The organism is Stecheria intestinalis (genome assembly GCF_009696165.1).
In the GTDB taxonomy this organism is placed as follows: domain Bacteria; phylum Bacillota_I; class Bacilli_A; order Erysipelotrichales; family Erysipelotrichaceae; genus Bulleidia; species Bulleidia intestinalis.
This window is the reverse complement of the sequence record NZ_VUMN01000019.1, coordinates 38401-54506: the sequence shown is the minus strand read 5'-3', so window position 1 is coordinate 54506 and position 16106 is coordinate 38401. Positions and strand designations below refer to the sequence as shown.

Here is a 16106-nt window from a genome sequence, read left to right as displayed (position 1 = left end):
TCGATAAGATTAAGCTGATCGAGCCTGCGGAATCAGTATCAGTAAATTAAGCTAAGGCTTCGGTATACCGGAGCGCTATCAAACGGGTGTTGTCAATCATCCGGCGATGTGACGCCACAGGAGGTATTATCCTCGCTAGCAGAAACCAGGAGGCTTATATGAGCACGCTTGTACTGGTGGAGGCAGTCACAAGCCTCGGCCCTTTACGGGACGGGGTAATTGACTTTGAACTGGAAGAACCTGCACGTAGCAAAGGTGATGGTCATATTCAGGAAGTGAAAAGGACAGTGACGTGATGGCGAAGCTGAGAAGCGTCGGCAGCAAGCCGGAGTACCTGCGGAAACTGATTCGAGAAGACATCCAAAAGAATCATGCATGATGCGGCTCAGCTATGACGCATTTTCATTGAATTATCGTGCCATTTTAGTGCCACAGAATAAGAAAACCGCATAGCTATGCGGTTTTGAACACTATGGTCGGGAATACGGGATTCGAACCCATGACCTCTTCGTCCCGAACGAAGCGCGCTACCAAACTGCGCTAATTCCCGTGCTTTTCAGCATGTGCTATTATAGCAAATTCATTCTCAAAAAATCAACTGAATCTCAGTATTCTCTGCATAATTTTCTGAAAAGCTTCGGCCAGATCAGGAACATGGCGATTGCGGTGATGACCCACGAGATCGGGAAGCAGAGATAAAGAACTTCCAGAGTCGGATAAGCACGCCAGATCGTGAGGATATAGAATACCCGGACAGCGACAATGCCGATCATCATGACCAGAGTAGGCGTATTGCTGTAGCCAATGCCGCGCATGGAGGCGGCGGGAATGTCCAGGGCTGCGTTGATCCAGAGCCAGAGCACGACATAATGCAGGCGGACCATACCGGCAGAGATGACATCCGGGTCATTGGTATACAGGGATAGCAGCTGGTTTCCGAAGCCGGATACCAGCAATCCTGCCGCTGCAGAGGATCCGGTCATCAGAATCAGCGTGACGTGCATGACTCTTCTGACCTGCTTCATGTCTTTTGCCCCGGCCGCCTGGGAAGTGAAGGTGATGCACGCATTGTTGAAGGCGTCCATGGCCACATAGACAAATCCTTCCAGGTTGAGGGCAGCACTGTTTCCGGCAACGGTGATGGAGCCGAACGTGTTCATGGCAGTCTGGACCGCAATATTGGAAATTGACCACATCATGCCCTGGATTCCGGCAGGAATGCCGATCTTCATGATGCGCTGGAAGATCATCGGATCCATGGAGATTTCAGAGAAGACCAGACGCGTATCATCCGTTTCACGGACCAGGGCAATCGTAACCATGACCGCCGATACTGTTTCTGAGATCACCGTCGCAATCGCAACGCCTGCGACCCCCATATGAAGCTGAATGACCGTGAACAGATTCAGGATGATATTCAGTACTCCTGATACCGCCAGGTACAGAGTCGGTCTTGCAGTATCGCCCTTGGAACGCAGAATCGCAGATCCGAATGAATAGACCAGCAGAGGAATACTGCCGGCAAAGTAGATGCGCATATAGAGGGTGCTCTGATCAATGATGTTTTCCGGAGTGCCGATTGCCCAAAGAAGAGGATTGCTGATGAAAACGCCGGCAGCAGTGAGAATGAGTCCTCCGACAAGCGCAAGGAAATAGGAAGTATGAACGGCTGAAGACAGATTTCTGTGGTCTTTTCTTCCGATCATGTTGGCAATGACGATATTGGCGCCGGTAGCCAGACCATTGAACAGAGCGACCAGAAGATTGACCAGAGGACCGGTCGCACCGACTGCTGCCAATGCGTCTGCACCGCTGAACTTTCCGACCACGATCGTATCGGCAGCGTTGAAAGCAATCTGCAGCAGATAGCTTGCCATCAGCGGAGCAGAGAAGATCAGAAGATTCTTCAGCAGCGGGCCATGCACCATATCCATGGATTCAGATTTTCTCTTCATAGATCGTCCTTCTTCTGTCTGAAGGGATTATAGCAGAATCACTTCTTCAGAAGAACATCCTGGATCCGCTGCAGATCCGTTCTCTGACTGAGTTCTTCTTTTACTTCCAGGGAACGGTCAACTTGATTCGTGATGATGGAGTCTGCGTCGCTGATCAGAAAGTGACGGATCGAGCTTCTGCTGTCGACTGTCCACACGCTGACTTTCTTTCCGATCTGATGGATTGCTGCGATTTCTTCATCGGTTGCCACTTCTTCTTCAATGACAAGCCAGTCGACATTCATGGAGCCGATATCTCCGAATGAGAAGTGATAGATATAGCCGGTTTCCATTTCAGGGTAATTTTCTTCAATATATGCAACCGGTTCATAGGAGATCGAGGTGATCACGGTCCTTTCTTCCAGGCTGTATTTCTTTACCAGGGCAGTGACGTCTTCTGCCATCTGAGCATCTGCTGTGGACCCTTTGAGTTCAATGTAAAGCTGATAGCCCGGAATCTCAGAGACTTGTTTCAGCATCTGCTCAAGCGTGGGAATGGGCTGATCAGGAAGATCATTGCCGGTGGTATTCCGGACTTTCAGCTTCTGAATCTCTGCATAGGTCAGATCCGAAGGAGCAGATGAAACTCCGCACAGACGCCGGAAGGTTGTGTCATGAAAGACGATGTACTGTCCGTCTTTCGTGCGCTGCACATCGATCTCACTGCCATCTGTTCCTGCTTCTTCTGCCTTGGTGAGGGCAAGCATCGTGTTCTCGCTGGCAAGGTTGCCGCCCGCCCGGTGAGCGATGATCTCGGTCTGTGATTCCAGCGGGAAAAAGGTATCAAAGCCGACATCCAGAACGATGGATGCGGCAAGCAGAGCAGAAGGAATGATCACTCTGAGCTTCCTCTGGTGCAGGAAAGAAGGAAGCGATTCTTCCTGGAACCCGGCGGGCTGCTTCAGAAGCCGGTAATACCAGCGGGTGATCGGATACATGAACAATGGAGTCGAGATAACCCGGAAGAGAAACAGAATGATGACTCCGTTCAGATTGAAGAGCAGATAGAGAAATCTCTGAATGCCGGTATGAGAGACATATCTGGAAATCAGCCAGTCCGGCAGAGTCAGAAACAGGGCGTCGACTCCTTTCCCGAGTCCGTAGAACAGAATTGTCAGCAGCAGGAACAGAATCAGAAACCGGATGAAGAAGGACTTCGTCAGTTCGGCAGAATGCAGAAATGCATTCTTCGCACTGTCTTTCTGCAGAACCATGAAATGAATCGTGAAGATTCCTTTCGTGATCAGAATGGCAAGACAGGCAATTCCGATATCATAAATAGCTCTTGTAACCGGATTGCTCATGAGGTCGACGGAATAGACATTCGGAATATAGAAGCCTTCGGTGAGCGTGATCGAGAAGCCGATATTTGCCAGAGGGACGCCGAATGTGACAGCCAGAAGAATCAGAAGACCGGAAGGAGTGAAGAACTTCGGCAGGAGTTTCAGGCTATGCATGCAGGAAGTCAGGATGCGTTCTTTCTGACCATGAATCTTCAGATCCGTGATGCGGATCAGAGCTCCGATATCAAGACAGATATACAGAGCACATGCCAGGACGCCCAGTGCTAAGAGAGCCCACCCCTGCCACCTGGAGAAGAAGACGCGGTAGTTGCCGTTCGTGATGGCGGCTTCGCCTGCCGAGGCAACGAAAAAGAGGCCGATGCGATTCAGCAATGCGGTCAGGACAGCCAGCAGAATCGAGACAGTCAGCTGATATGGAAATACCCAGAGGAGGGTATTCAGAATCTGTGCAGACAGGGTATGAAACCACTTCTTCATGTACAGTATTTTACCGTCTGATGGGAAGGTATGTTAAAGTAAAAGCGGTTCAGAGGGGAAAAGAGATCATGGGTAAATGGAGGCTGCGCCCCTGGGTAAAGGGAAGCATTGTCCTGCTGGCTGCGGCAGGGATTTTTACATTGACTCATCTTAACCTTTCCGAGGAAGAAGAGATTGCGGCAGTACCGTCACCTTCGGAAACACCGCTTCCTTCTGCAGAACCGGAAGTATATACCGCAGATATCTTCATGACCGGGGACTGTCTGATTCATGGAGCAGTTTACGCAGATGCCAGGCAGGCAGATGGAAGCTATGATTTCCATCTGATGCTGGAGAATCTTAAAACGTGGACGGATGACTATGATCTCTGCTATTACAACCAGGAATCCATACTTGGAGGTACAAAGCTCGGGCTCAGCAGCTATCCGATGTTCAACAGTCCGCAGGAAGTCGGAGATGCAATGACTGACAATGGGTTCAATCTGGTTTCGCTGGCGAATAATCACAGCCTGGACAGAGGAGTGTCCGGAATTGAAAGTTCCATGAAGTACTGGAACAGCAAGGAACAGGTCGTGCATGCCGGAACGAACCTGTCTGAAGAAGAGAGAGATTCCATTCCGGTCTATGAGGTGAATGGGATCAGCTATTGTTTCTTATCATGGACGTATGGCTGCAATGGTCTCGTCCCTCCTGCTGATATGCCGTATCTCGTCAATATCTATCCGGGTCATGAGGAGGAGATGCTGGAACAGGTGAGAGCAGCAGATGCGAAGGCAGATCTCGTGATCGTGGCAATGCACTGGGGCGTGGAGTATACCCTGGAACCGGTGCAGGAGGTAAAGGACCTGGCTGAGAAGCTGGCTGCTGCAGGCGCAGATCTGATTATCGGAAATCACCCGCATGTGATTGAACCGGTTGAATATCTTGGCGATACGCTGTGCTTCTATTCATTCGGGAATCTGATTGCTGCCCAGCTGGACACGGAAGATCGGATCGGAATGATCGGCGGGGTGACGGTCACGAAAACGGTGCAGCCGGATGGAGAAACAGAGGTTTCTCTTTCGGATGCGAGAGCAGATCTGACCTTCATCTGCTATGATTCGAATATCAGAAACTTCAAGGTGGTGCTCATGAGAGATCTGGATGACAGCCAGCTGCCCAATCATGCGGAAATCTATGAGAAATATCAGAAAGTATTAACGCAATATGATGGAAGAATTCGGGTTGGTATGAAATAATCTTCTTGTCCTATATATTGATATAGACGTCACAAATCGAAAGGAGATATTTGCATGACGGAGAAACCTAACGCAGTACCCGCAGATCAGTGTGCAGAAAAAGGGCCGATCACCGATGACCTTCTGCGCAGAATGAATGATTACTGGAATGCGGCGAACTACCTCGGAGCTGCTCAGCTGTATCTGCTGGACAACCCGCTTCTGAAGAAGCCTCTTACCAGAGACATGATCAAGCACAAGATTGTCGGGCACTGGGGAACCGTGCCTGGGCAGAACTTTGTGTTTGTTCACTGCAACAGAGTCATCAAACGCTATGATCTGAACATGATCCTGCTTTCTGGTCCAGGACATGGCGGCAACTTCTTCATTGCCAATGACTGGCTGGACGGATCCTATACGGAAGTCTATCCGAATATTTCACAGGATGAACAAGGTCTGCAGCGCATGTTCAAGCGCTTCTCGTTCCCGGGCGGAATGCCTTCCCACTGTGCTCCGGAAACACCGGGTTCCATCAATGAAGGCGGCGAGCTTGGCTATTCGCTTGCGCATGGCTTCGGTGCGGTATTTGATAATCCGAGTCTGATCGCAACGGTTGTGGTCGGCGATGGAGAAGCAGAAACCGGACCTCTGGCAACGTCGTGGCATTCGAACAAGTTCCTGAATCCGATCACGGACGGAGCGGTTCTGCCGATTCTGCATCTGAATGGATACAAGATTGCGAATCCAACGGTTCTTTCGAGAATCTCTCATGAGGAACTGGAAGATCTGCTGAAGGGCTATGGCTGGAAACCTTACTTCGTGGAAGGCGATGACCCGATGAAGATGCACCGGCTCATGGCAGAGACCATGGACAAGGTCATCGAAGAGATTCTCGCAATTCAGAAACATGCGCGTGAAACAGGCGATGCTGAACGTCCGAGATGGCCGATGATCGTTCTTCGCACTCCGAAGGGATGGACCGGACCTAAAGTCGTAGACGGCAAGAACATCGAAGGCACGTTCCGTGCGCATCAGGTTCCGATCGATATGTCGAAGCCGGAGCATACGAAGATGGTTGAAGACTGGCTGAAGTCTTATCATCCGGAGAAGCTGTTCAATGAGGATGGTTCCCTGCGCGCAGATCTGAAGGAGCTTGCTCCGAAGGGAGATCAGCGCATCGGTGCAAATCCGAATGCCAATGGCGGAAAGCTTCTGCATGATCTGGTTGTTCCGGATTTCCGGAAGTATGGTGTGGAAGTCAAGGAACATGGAGCAGTTGAAGCACAGGATATGACGGAGCTCGGAAAGTTCGTCAGAGATGTCTTCCGGGCAAATGAAAAGACAAGGAATTTCCGTTCCTTCTCGCCGGATGAAGCACTTTCCAACCGTCTGAATTATGCGTTTGAAGCAACGAATCGTCAGTGGAATGGCGAGATGCATGATTATGATGAGTTCCTGGCAAGAGATGGCAGATTCTTCGACTCCATGCTGTCGGAGCATATGTGCGAAGGCTGGCTGGAAGGATATCTGCTGACGGGCCGTCATGGCTTCTTTGACAGCTATGAGAGCTTTGCCCGCATCATCGATTCCATGGCTGCTCAGCATGCAAAGTGGCTCAAAGTATGCAACCAGCTGAGCTGGAGAGAAGAAATTGCTTCTCTGAATATCATTCTGACTTCTCATATCTGGCAGCAGGATCATAATGGCTTCACGCATCAGGATCCTGGTTTCCTGGATCATATGGCAAACAAGAAGGCAGATGTTGTCCGTCTCTATTTACCGCCTGATGCAAACTGCCTGCTTTCCTGCTTCGATCACTGCATCCGCTCCAAGAACTATGTCAATGTCATGGTCGCTTCCAAGCATCCTCGTCCVCAGTGGCTGAGCATGGAAGAAGCGGTCAAGCACTGCACGCAGGGCATCGGCATCTGGAGCTGGGCTTCTACGGACCGCGGCGAAGAACCGGATGTCGTCATGGCATGTGCGGGTGATACGCCGACCCTTGAGACCCTGGCAGCAGTGCAGATTCTGCATGAAGAGATTCCGGATCTCAAGATCCGTGTCATCAATGTCGTCGACCTGTTCAAGCTGCAGCCGGCTACGGAGCATCCGCATGGCCTGACTGATGCAGAATATGACATGCTGTTCACGAAGAACAAGCCGATCGTATTTGCGTTCCATGGCTATCCGACGCTGATCCATGAGCTGACCTACCGCCGTCATAACCGTGATCTGCATGTACGCGGATACAAAGAAGAAGGAACGATCACGACACCGTTCGACATGCGTGTGCAGAATGATATCGATCGGTTCCACCTCGTGCAGGATGTATTGCTGAGACTGCCGCAGTATGGCAACAAGACTGCTTATCTGTATCAGAAGATGAGTGACAAGCTGGTTGCTCACAAGCAGTTCATCGACGAGTATGGCAGAGATATGCCTGAAATCGAGAACTGGAAGTGGAAACCGCTGGACTGATAACAGTATCAGAAACAGAAAAGATCGATGCGTGATTGCACCGATCTTTTTTAATGAGCGAACATACTGAGCGTTAAATACAATCTTAAATATGATTGAGAACTATAAAAGACTGATATGGGGAAAGATGCGTAGTGTAAGAACCAGGTATATTGGAAATCAGAAGTTCAGGAGAACTGCCAAGCAGCTCTTTGGGGAAATCTGAGGGTTGATCGCTGAAGTTGCAGACAACCAGGAGACGTTCATTCCTGCTCATGCGTTCATAAGCAAATATTTGTGGATGAGATTCCAGAAGCAGGCGGAATTTACCTTCTGTAAAAACATCGTATTGTTTTCTGAGCCGAATCAGCTTCTGATAATAGTGGAAAACGGAATCTGGGTCAGCAAGCTCCTGCTGCGCATTAATGGTATGGTAGTTCGGATTAACCTTCAGCCAGGGGATTCCTTTTGAAAATCCTGCATTCTTTGAATCTGACCATTGCATCGGAGTGCGCGCATTATCTCTGCCACGAGCATAAATAGACTGCATTACCTCATCTTCAGAATATCCTTCCGCAATTCGCTCATGATATAAATTCAAGGTTTCAACATCCTTATATTCTTCAATTGGCAGCCGGATATTTGTCATCGCAAGCTCTTCGCCCTGATAGATATATGGTGTTCCTTGAAGACCATAAAGCAATGTAGCAAGCATTTTTGCTGATACTTCACGATAATTCCGATCATTACCCCATCTTGAGACAATTCTAGGCAGGTCATGATTATTCCAGAAGAGACTATTCCAGCCACAATTGAACAAGCCGGTTTGCCATTTTGAGATTACTCGTTTCAGATCTGAAAGACGAAGAGGAGCGAGATCCCATTTCTCTTTTCCTTCTTGCTGGTCAAGGAGAATATGTTCAAACTGAAAAACCATCGAGAATTCTTTCCCGCTAGGGTCACTGAATTCTCTGGCACTCTGAATATCTGCTCCCCATGCTTCTCCGACGGTAATCAGATTCTTTCCTCCGAACGTGTTCTGGTTCATCTCCCGGATATATGCATGAAGCATCGGACCATTAGCAGTAATTTCCAAGTCAGGCTCTTTTGCAATCTGATCTATGACGTCGAATCGAAAACCTCCCACTCCTTTTCCGATCCAGAAATTGATGATTTCGTATAGCTGTTTCCGTAATTCGCTATTATCCCAGTTCAGGTCTGGCTGCTGATCTGCAAATTGGTGAAAGTAATATTGTTTAAGAGCAGGAACGTACGTCCATGCTGAACCTCCGAAACATGCTCGCATGCGATTCGGAGGCGACTCCGGACTTCCATCACGGAAGACATAGTAATCATGAAACTCTGAGTCTCTTGATCGGATTGCATCCCTGAACCAGGGATGCTGATCAGAGGAATGATTAAGCACAAGATCCATAATGATCCGGATATTTCTTTTTTTCGCTTCTGAGATCAGAAGATCCATGCTATCCATGGTTCCGAACATCGGATCTATCTGTCTGTAATCAGAAACGTCATATCCGTTGTCAACCTGCGGAGAAAGGCAGACCGGGCATAACCAGATTGCATCAATACCTAATTCCGAAAGGTAATCAAGCTTTGAAGTGATTCCGTTCAGATCTCCGATTCCATCCCCATTCGAATCAAAGAAGCTTTTAGGATAGATCTCATAGATGACCGCTTTTTTCCACCATTCCATTTACTGAACCCCCTTCTGATCGACAAAACCAGTGCCAAGATAATCAGAATGATTAGTATTGATTCCTGTATTGGCTAATAGCGCATTTTCTGCCTGCCAGACATTGCTATTATTGTTATCTGAGCAGTCCAGATCAATCATGCCCCAGTATTGAAACGCTTGGACCGAGAATTGAACATACTTTCCTCTTTCATCAGTTTCTGCAGAGAATAGAGATGTCGCAGTGAGAATAGAAATCGTTAAACAGGTTAGTATTCTAATGATCTTTTTCATTGCTGTTTATCCAGATTATTTTCAAAAGATTCAATTTGCTGATGGTGAAGGTTACGAATAATCCATGCTGATCTGTTTCCTCGCTGTAGGTAACTGGAAGTGCATCAGGCTCCTCTGGAGATGCACACCAGATATTAACCGGAAGAGTATCAACCTGGATTCTGAAGACGATATTATTCTGAGGAACAGGTTCGCTTTTCCCCTGATTCCAATACGGATCCTGATTCCCTATCAAGTTAATCAGAAAAATACATTTTCTTTTTTTGTTTTCTTTCAGAATCATCCAGATTTTATCTGGTTCTCCATAAGGAGTTACAGGGTGAGAAACGCACCGATATTCATAGTTGTCCCAGCAGGTATGAGTGAAGGAAACATCATCCATGGTAGGATCGAAAAGAATTTCTTCATAACGGATCATGAAATCACTGTAAGATCTCAGCATCATTTCCTGAAGATCTGTCAAAATGGAATGATCACTGTAGTATCCCTGTGTCAGGATACCGTGATCATCTCCGAGAAGAAGACAAGTCGCACCAAGAACCATGCATGCTGCAGAGAGATATAGGGATGCGTACATTGCACAGATCGGATTGTCTTCTCTGAAAGGCTTCAGATATGCGGCAAGGACGATTGGCTTTTCTGAAACAGAACGTATTTCGCGGACAATCTGCTGAAGGTGACTGTATTGCTCATAGGGTGGCCACACTTCAACATATACTGCATTCTGATCACATTTTGCAGTCTCAAGAACAGGCCAGTTTCCCACATTATTGAAAATCAGGCTTACTTGCTGTGAAGGGCCTAATGCATTTCTGGTTTCATTAATCAAAGAAGGAATTTCTTCTTTTAGATATATCAATCTTTTCCCATTTTCTCTTTGAACATATGCAGTTTTCGGGAATCCGTAAGTATCCATGTGAATACCATCAAAGTGCATCTGAGAAATTGCAGACTGATATTCATGGATGATGTGTTTTCGGTATTCTCCATCACGGGAAATATCCATGAGATAGAATTTTCCGATGAAGACAAATGGCTGGAGCAAAGAGTTCAGCATAGCTTCATCAGGATGGGAATAATAGTAGTCTTCGCTTGCTGCATAAATAGCTCCATATGCGATTGCTTTGATGCCTGAAGAATGGCATTGAGAAATCAGATCGTTCAGCACATTCTTCTTGATGTGTTTACCCATCATGTCTTCATACTCATCGTCATCAGAGACAAGATGATCATGACGGAACGACCAGTCGTAAAATTGAATTGCGTTAATATGGAATTTTGCAAGCCATCTGATGCAATCGGGGTTGTATGAATTAAATTCAGAGAGAAACCCATAACGAACGGTCTTCTCTTCCTGATTGCAGATTTCAAAGGATGTAGATAGTACTTTGTCTTTCAATATTACCTGGACACCGTAGCATTGAAAATGATCCTGGAAGATTCCTAGATTCAGCTCGTTATTTCCGGAATGAAGGTCCCATTTAAGAGATTTAACACACTCCTGCAGGTGAAACAGATTTACAAGCCCTATTTCGTCTTCTTCCACCTGATCAAGGAATAATATTACCGGATCAGAAGAAGTATAAGTTCCTCGGCATGTATAGAGTTCAGGCTTCATCCTTTTAGAGCTCCTTCATTCAATCCTTTAATCAAGCTCTTCTGGAAGATAAGGAATACGATGATAACAGGAACAATCGCAATCACTGCAGTGGCAGCCATCAGATTCCAGTGCGCACCTGCAAATTGCTGGAAATATACAGATAGTGCCTGAGGGACATTATGCTTATCACTGCTCTGAAGGAAGAAAACTGCCTGGGAATAATTGTTCCAGATTCCGAAACCATTTAGAATGACAACAGCAGAAATAGATGGTTTGAGAAGAGGAAAGATAATATGCCAGAAAGCTTTCATCTGACTGCAGCCATCAATCATTGCTGCTTCCTCTAATTCTTTTGGAAGTGCTTTGATAAAATTAGAGAAGACAAATACGGCCTGAGGGAAAGCGAGAGTCGCCAGGACTACAGATAACCCCCAAAGCGTGTTGACTGCTTTAAGCCGAATCATTAACGTGTAAAGGGGAACAGTAATGATGATTCCAGGAACCATCATGCAGCCGATCAGAATTCCATAAACTGTTTTATTGAACTTGCTCGGAATGCGGGCAACTGCGTATCCTGCCATTGCCCCTAAAACTACAATCATGATCAAAGAAGAGAAGGTAATGATTCCAGAATTCAGCATAGCTCTTGAAATGTTAGATTTCTGCCATCCTTCTGCATAGTTTCCAAGATAAAAATCCGGAATCAGAGCCTGAATGTCATACATATTTTTCCCGGGTTGATCAAGAGAAAGAATGAGCAATATCACAAAAGGACATAATGACATCAGACAGATTGCCCATACAAGAATTGTTCTAAGAATTTTCCATATATGTTCCATGATTATCCCTCTTGAGTTTTTGTGAAATGAAGGCTGATTGCAACTGGTATTACTACAATGATGAACATAATCAAGGCAACAGCAGTGGAGTATCCAGTTTTTGCGCCATAGCACATGCGCATAATATAAATACTTAGCGTTTCAGTAAGATACCCCGGACCTCCTCCGGTAAGAGACATCACGATATCAAATACGCCAAGAGAACCGATGATATTCGTTACAACATTGATTCTGATAGCAGGCATCAGGAGAGGCAGTGTAATGTTCCAGAAGCATTGCCAGCTGGTTGCACCATCTATTTTGGAGGCTTCGAAATATTCTTTGGAAATGTTCTGAAGCCCAGCAAGATAAATGATCATAGTCATGCCTGCATATTGCCAGACATTTACCAGAATCAGGACGATCATGCAGGAAGAATATGATGCCTGCCAATTTCCAAACCATTCCGGGTGCCCAATCAACTGAACGAAATTATTGAAGACACCTCTTCCAGGCTGCAAAAGCAGATACCAGATATAGCCCATAATTAATGGCGAAATCACTGCAGGAAGATAAATACAAGCACGGATGAAAGTTCTTCCCTTTATAGAAGAATCATTCATGAGAAGTGCATAAATCAATCCGATAACATTGAGCAAGGGTGCACTTCCTAGAGCAAACAATACGGTGGTCTTGATATCATGAAGAGCACGCTGATCATGAAAGAAATCAATGAAATTCTGAAAGCCGACAAATTCAGGAGCTGAAATGCCATTCCAGTTGGTAAAGCTCATGCCAATTCCTTTGCATAAGGGATAAACAAAGAACAATCCATAGAGAATTGTAACTGGAAGAATCATCAGCTTACTGTAGTTGAATTTTTTCTTCATATGCGAAAATACCTCAGAAAAAGGATTAATTAGCTTGAAATATGGCATGCCTTTGCAGGCATGCCATTACAATCTCGAACTGAGCGAAAATCAGTTCCCCATTCCATCATTCCACGCTTTGGTATAAGCGTCGGCAAATCCTTGCGCATCGTACTGCCCGGCAAACAGCCCCTGGAGCAGGCGGCCGGCATCATCGCCAGAGAATCCTGCTGGTTTCTCGTTGGTGAATCCAATATTTGCCGCATTATTGAGAGCATTGGTTACTTCCGCAACAATTTCGCTGGGTGCCCACTCTGCATCTACATCGTTGAATGCACTCGGTGCTTTTGATGCTTCACTATATTTTTTCTGATTTTCAGGAGAGAACAGGAACTCAAGGAATTCAATGCATTCATCTTTGTATGGCGTTTCTGAAGAAATGGAATAACCGGAATCTTCGGCGCTGAGCACCACTGGTTTTGAATCAGGCATATAAGCAGGGTAAGGAGCGAATCCAAGATTATTGATGATATCTGGGTTTGCTTCGAGAATGCCTGATAAAGCCCACATTCCGTTAGAGAACATTGCTGCTTTCCCAGAGGCAAAGTCCTGAACACAGTTGTCACTTGTGGCAGTGAGAACATCCTCATTGATAAGTCCTTCGTTCTGAAGATCAAGCATATCCTGTGCAAATACAACCATGGGGCCATCAGGATCATCAAACCGCAGCTTGCTCTGGTCATTGGAAAGCATTGCCTTCTTTGCCTCGATTGTGCCAAGCGTTGATTTGATGTAACCATGTGGCACGAATTCAATCCAGTGACCGAGATGCCATGCTTCACTTCCAAAGATAAATAGAGGAGTTACATCAGGCTGTGTTTCCTTGATTGCTTCGAGCATGGTTTTGAAATCATCATAGTTTGCGGGGAATTCTTCATAGCCAGCTTTTTTCAGTATTTCCTTGTTGTAAAAGATTCCAGCCATCGTCCGGTTTGTGCAGATCCGATAAACTTTTCCGCTTTCTACATCTGTAACTGCTTCTTTCATTTCCGGACTCATGCGATCCCAGAATTCGTTCATGTCCGTCAGATCCATGTATTTTCCTTCATCCACGAATTCCTGCTCATAAGTGGTCATAATATCTGGGACTTCATCAGAAGCAAACTTGATCTTGATGACATTGCTTGCGTCTTTCTGATATTCCTGTTCAACTTCAATGTGATCCTGCGAGGAATTGAAATCATTAATGATTTCATTCATGACATCAATTGTTTCAATTTTCCCGGTAAAGAATTTCAGGTGAACCTTTTCTCCGGAAGTGTTCGAAGAACTTTCAGAAGCGCTTGGGCTTCCACTTACAGATGCCTGTGAGGAAGAACCGCAGCCTGCCAGCATACAAGCGGACAGGAATACGACCGTTCCACGTTTTAAAAAATTGTTATTCATCTTTTTCTCCCTTTGACTTCGAAACCGCGGTTTGCATTTTTATATTAGCTTTAAGAAGAATTGAAAAGATTCCGATTATTTTGGATTCTGGTGTCGTTTTTTTGGATAGTTGTTATTTCCGGTTCTTCTTTGAATATACTTAAGTTATGAAAAAAATGTATAACTTATCATTTCGGACAAAAATAATATTACCAGTTGTCGGTGTCGTTTTTGCTTTTGTCACATTGTCTTCATATTATTACTATTCGTTTTACTCTAACAGACTCCTAGAGCAATCATCAAAACAGACACAGCAGATTATTGATCAAGCCTCAACCAATATTTCAAATTATATAGATGAACTTTCTAGAATTACATTGGCGCCATATTACGATGGACATGTGCTGGAGATTCTGAAAGAATCTGAAAATGATCCATCTCAGTCATTGAATAATACGAGACAGATCGAATCATTTCTTTCTTCGGTAATGACTCTTCCTCGGAAAGAAGTGCTTAGAGCATATATTCTGACAGATCAGAAAAGCTATTCTTATATTCGCACACCTTTTGATATGCCTGAAGTTTCGACGTATCAGGAATCAGATTGGTATATCCAAGCCGCAAATTCCACGAAGCCAATCTTCCTTGAACCACGATTTGAACATGTATATGGTGAAAAGACAACGCCAGTGTTTTCTCTTGTCCGTCAGCTGCGAAGCATGGATGGGAAGTATACAACGCTAGGAGTAATTAAGGTCGATGCTGATTTTTCGVGCATTAAAGAAATCTGTGATCAGATAAATCTAGGGGATGACGGAATCATCTATATCCTTGACTCCAGTAATCAGGTTATGTATGAAACGAGGAATACTGCAAAATTTTCGGGTTTTTCTCTAGCCTCAGCGCTTACTAGCTCAGATGTATATGACGATGATGGAAATCGATATTATTCTGCAGCAACTGCTGTAAATAATTATGGAATCAAAGTTGTGGCCCTTCAGTCATATTCATCTTTTCTTCATCCTCTTCGGAGAAATCTGATCAGAATGATGCTGTTTTCAGTGATCTTCATTGCAGGCATCAGCGTGTTATTTATTCTGATTATTAATCATCTTCTGGAGCCGATACTATCGATCGTTGATCTCATGAAAGAAGTACAGAAAGGGAACCTTTCAGTTCATTCTGCAGTTCACTCAAATGATGAAATCGGATATCTCGCTTCGTCATTTAACCAGATGGTAGACAATCTCTCGCTGTATATTGAGAAGAACACAAAGCTATCGGAGGACGTCTATCGAGCCCAGTATCTTCAGAAGGAAGCACAATATAATGCTTTATATGCACAGATCCGGCCTCATTTTCTTTACAATACGCTGAATACGATTTCTCTTCTGATAAAATGTGATGAACAAGATCAGGCTGTTAATGCAATCGAGCTCTTCTCGATTTATCTGAAAGGGATCATGAATGCCGATAAAATCATCACCCTGGAAGAAGAAATGAAGATTTGCAGCTCATATTTAAGCATTGTGAAAATCAGATATCAAGATAGGCTTGAATATTCGATTGGAATAAGCCCTGAGTTATACGGGCAGAACATCCCTGCACTAACTATTCAGCCGATTGTAGAAAACTCGGTAAAGTATGCGTGCGAATATAACAGAGATGTTACTCATATCCGTGTTGCCTCCAATTTTTATGATCAGGCTTATGAAATAGTGATTTCTGATAACGGGCCAGGAATGTCTGCTGAAAAGCTGTCAGAGATTAATAAAAAGTTAGAAGAAATCAATACGTCTCCGGAAAAGGAAACATCAGGAAATATCGGGCTGATCAATATTCAGAAAAGACTTCGTCTGAAATATGGCGAAAGAGGAAAAATTCTAGTAGCTTCAAATCCAAATGGGACAACAGTAATACTTTCGCTGCCCTATTTACCTCAAGGAGAATAACTA

At 45.3% G+C, this 16106-nt stretch carries 12 protein-coding genes and 1 tRNA gene; 4 read left to right on the top strand and 9 right to left on the bottom strand.

Annotated features, from left to right (window positions below; translation table 11 throughout):
• Window positions 1-158: 158 nt before the first annotated feature.
• Window positions 159-296, top strand: coding sequence for a hypothetical protein (locus FYJ51_RS08540; RefSeq protein ID WP_154504969.1), 138 nt, complete (start codon window positions 159-161; stop codon window positions 294-296).
• 177 nt (window positions 297-473) lie between these two features.
• Here FYJ51_RS08540 and FYJ51_RS08535 read toward each other — a convergent pair.
• The 3 genes from FYJ51_RS08535 to FYJ51_RS08525 form a co-directional block, all read right to left on the bottom strand.
• A tRNA-Pro gene (locus tag FYJ51_RS08535) sits at window positions 474-550 on the bottom strand.
• Between the two features lie 55 nt (window positions 551-605).
• Complete coding sequence (locus FYJ51_RS08530) at window positions 606-1955, bottom strand: MATE family efflux transporter (protein ID WP_105302560.1); 1350 nt, start codon at window positions 1953-1955, stop codon at window positions 606-608.
• A gap of 38 nt (window positions 1956-1993) precedes the next feature.
• Complete coding sequence (locus FYJ51_RS08525) at window positions 1994-3775, bottom strand: glycerophosphodiester phosphodiesterase family protein (RefSeq protein ID WP_154504968.1); 1782 nt, start codon at window positions 3773-3775, stop codon at window positions 1994-1996.
• 68 nt (window positions 3776-3843) lie between these two features.
• On the opposite strand from FYJ51_RS08525, the gene FYJ51_RS08520 reads away from it, so the two are divergent.
• Both FYJ51_RS08520 and FYJ51_RS08515 read left to right on the top strand, forming a co-directional pair.
• The gene (locus FYJ51_RS08520; RefSeq protein ID WP_205946263.1) at window positions 3844-5013 is read left to right on the top strand and encodes a CapA family protein; all 1170 of its coding nucleotides are present in this window, start codon (window positions 3844-3846) and stop codon (window positions 5011-5013) included.
• A gap of 54 nt (window positions 5014-5067) precedes the next feature.
• On the top strand, window positions 5068-7470 hold the full coding sequence (locus FYJ51_RS08515; RefSeq protein ID WP_154504964.1) for a phosphoketolase family protein: 2403 nt from the start codon (window positions 5068-5070) through the stop codon (window positions 7468-7470).
• 85 nt (window positions 7471-7555) lie between these two features.
• On the opposite strand, the gene FYJ51_RS08510 is transcribed toward FYJ51_RS08515, so the two are convergent.
• The 6 genes from FYJ51_RS08510 to FYJ51_RS08485 form a co-directional block, all read right to left on the bottom strand.
• The gene (locus tag FYJ51_RS08510) at window positions 7556-9166 is read right to left on the bottom strand and encodes a glycoside hydrolase family 13 protein (protein WP_154504962.1); all 1611 of its coding nucleotides are present in this window, start codon (window positions 9164-9166) and stop codon (window positions 7556-7558) included.
• A complete protein-coding gene (locus FYJ51_RS08505) occupies window positions 9167-9439 on the bottom strand; it encodes a carbohydrate-binding protein (RefSeq protein WP_154504960.1) in 273 nt (90 codons plus the stop codon).
• Complete coding sequence (locus tag FYJ51_RS08500; RefSeq protein WP_154504958.1) at window positions 9423-11057, bottom strand: glycoside hydrolase family 66 protein; 1635 nt, start codon at window positions 11055-11057, stop codon at window positions 9423-9425. The genes FYJ51_RS08505 and FYJ51_RS08500 overlap by 17 nt, the downstream gene beginning before the upstream one ends.
• The gene (locus FYJ51_RS08495; RefSeq protein ID WP_154504956.1) at window positions 11054-11878 is read right to left on the bottom strand and encodes a carbohydrate ABC transporter permease; all 825 of its coding nucleotides are present in this window, start codon (window positions 11876-11878) and stop codon (window positions 11054-11056) included. The genes FYJ51_RS08500 and FYJ51_RS08495 overlap by 4 nt, the downstream gene beginning before the upstream one ends.
• Window positions 11879-11880: 2 nt before the next feature.
• On the bottom strand, window positions 11881-12747 hold the full coding sequence (locus FYJ51_RS08490; RefSeq protein WP_154504954.1) for a carbohydrate ABC transporter permease: 867 nt from the start codon (window positions 12745-12747) through the stop codon (window positions 11881-11883).
• 90 nt (window positions 12748-12837) lie between these two features.
• On the bottom strand, window positions 12838-13986 hold the full coding sequence (locus FYJ51_RS08485) for an ABC transporter substrate-binding protein (RefSeq protein WP_205946262.1): 1149 nt from the start codon (window positions 13984-13986) through the stop codon (window positions 12838-12840).
• A 332-nt stretch (window positions 13987-14318) separates the two neighbouring features.
• On the opposite strand from FYJ51_RS08485, the gene FYJ51_RS08480 reads away from it, so the two are divergent.
• On the top strand, window positions 14319-16103 hold the full coding sequence (locus tag FYJ51_RS08480) for a cache domain-containing sensor histidine kinase (RefSeq protein WP_154504950.1): 1785 nt from the start codon (window positions 14319-14321) through the stop codon (window positions 16101-16103).
• Window positions 16104-16106 lie beyond the last annotated feature (3 nt).

Bases quoted from the DNA above. Each gene is read 5' to 3' on its own strand.
- FYJ51_RS08540 (WP_154504969.1), top strand. From the start codon at position 159: ATGAGCACGCTTGTACTGGTGGAGGCAGTCACAAGCCTCGGCCCTTTA.
- FYJ51_RS08520 (WP_205946263.1), top strand. From the start codon at position 3,844: ATGGGTAAATGGAGGCTGCGCCCCTGGGTAAAGGGAAGCATTGTCCTG.
- FYJ51_RS08525 (WP_154504968.1), bottom strand. From the start codon at position 3,775: ATGAAGAAGTGGTTTCATACCCTGTCTGCACAGATTCTGAATACCCTC.
- FYJ51_RS08500 (WP_154504958.1), bottom strand. From the start codon at position 11,057: ATGAAGCCTGAACTCTATACATGCCGAGGAACTTATACTTCTTCTGAT.
- FYJ51_RS08505 (WP_154504960.1), bottom strand. From the start codon at position 9,439: ATGAAAAAGATCATTAGAATACTAACCTGTTTAACGATTTCTATTCTC.
- FYJ51_RS08495 (WP_154504956.1), bottom strand. From the start codon at position 11,878: ATGGAACATATATGGAAAATTCTTAGAACAATTCTTGTATGGGCAATC.
- FYJ51_RS08510 (WP_154504962.1), bottom strand. From the start codon at position 9,166: ATGGAATGGTGGAAAAAAGCGGTCATCTATGAGATCTATCCTAAAAGC.
- FYJ51_RS08490 (WP_154504954.1), bottom strand. From the start codon at position 12,747: ATGAAGAAAAAATTCAACTACAGTAAGCTGATGATTCTTCCAGTTACA.
- FYJ51_RS08530 (WP_105302560.1), bottom strand. From the start codon at position 1,955: ATGAAGAGAAAATCTGAATCCATGGATATGGTGCATGGCCCGCTGCTG.
- FYJ51_RS08485 (WP_205946262.1), bottom strand. From the start codon at position 13,986: ATGAATGAAATCATTAATGATTTCAATTCCTCGCAGGATCACATTGAA.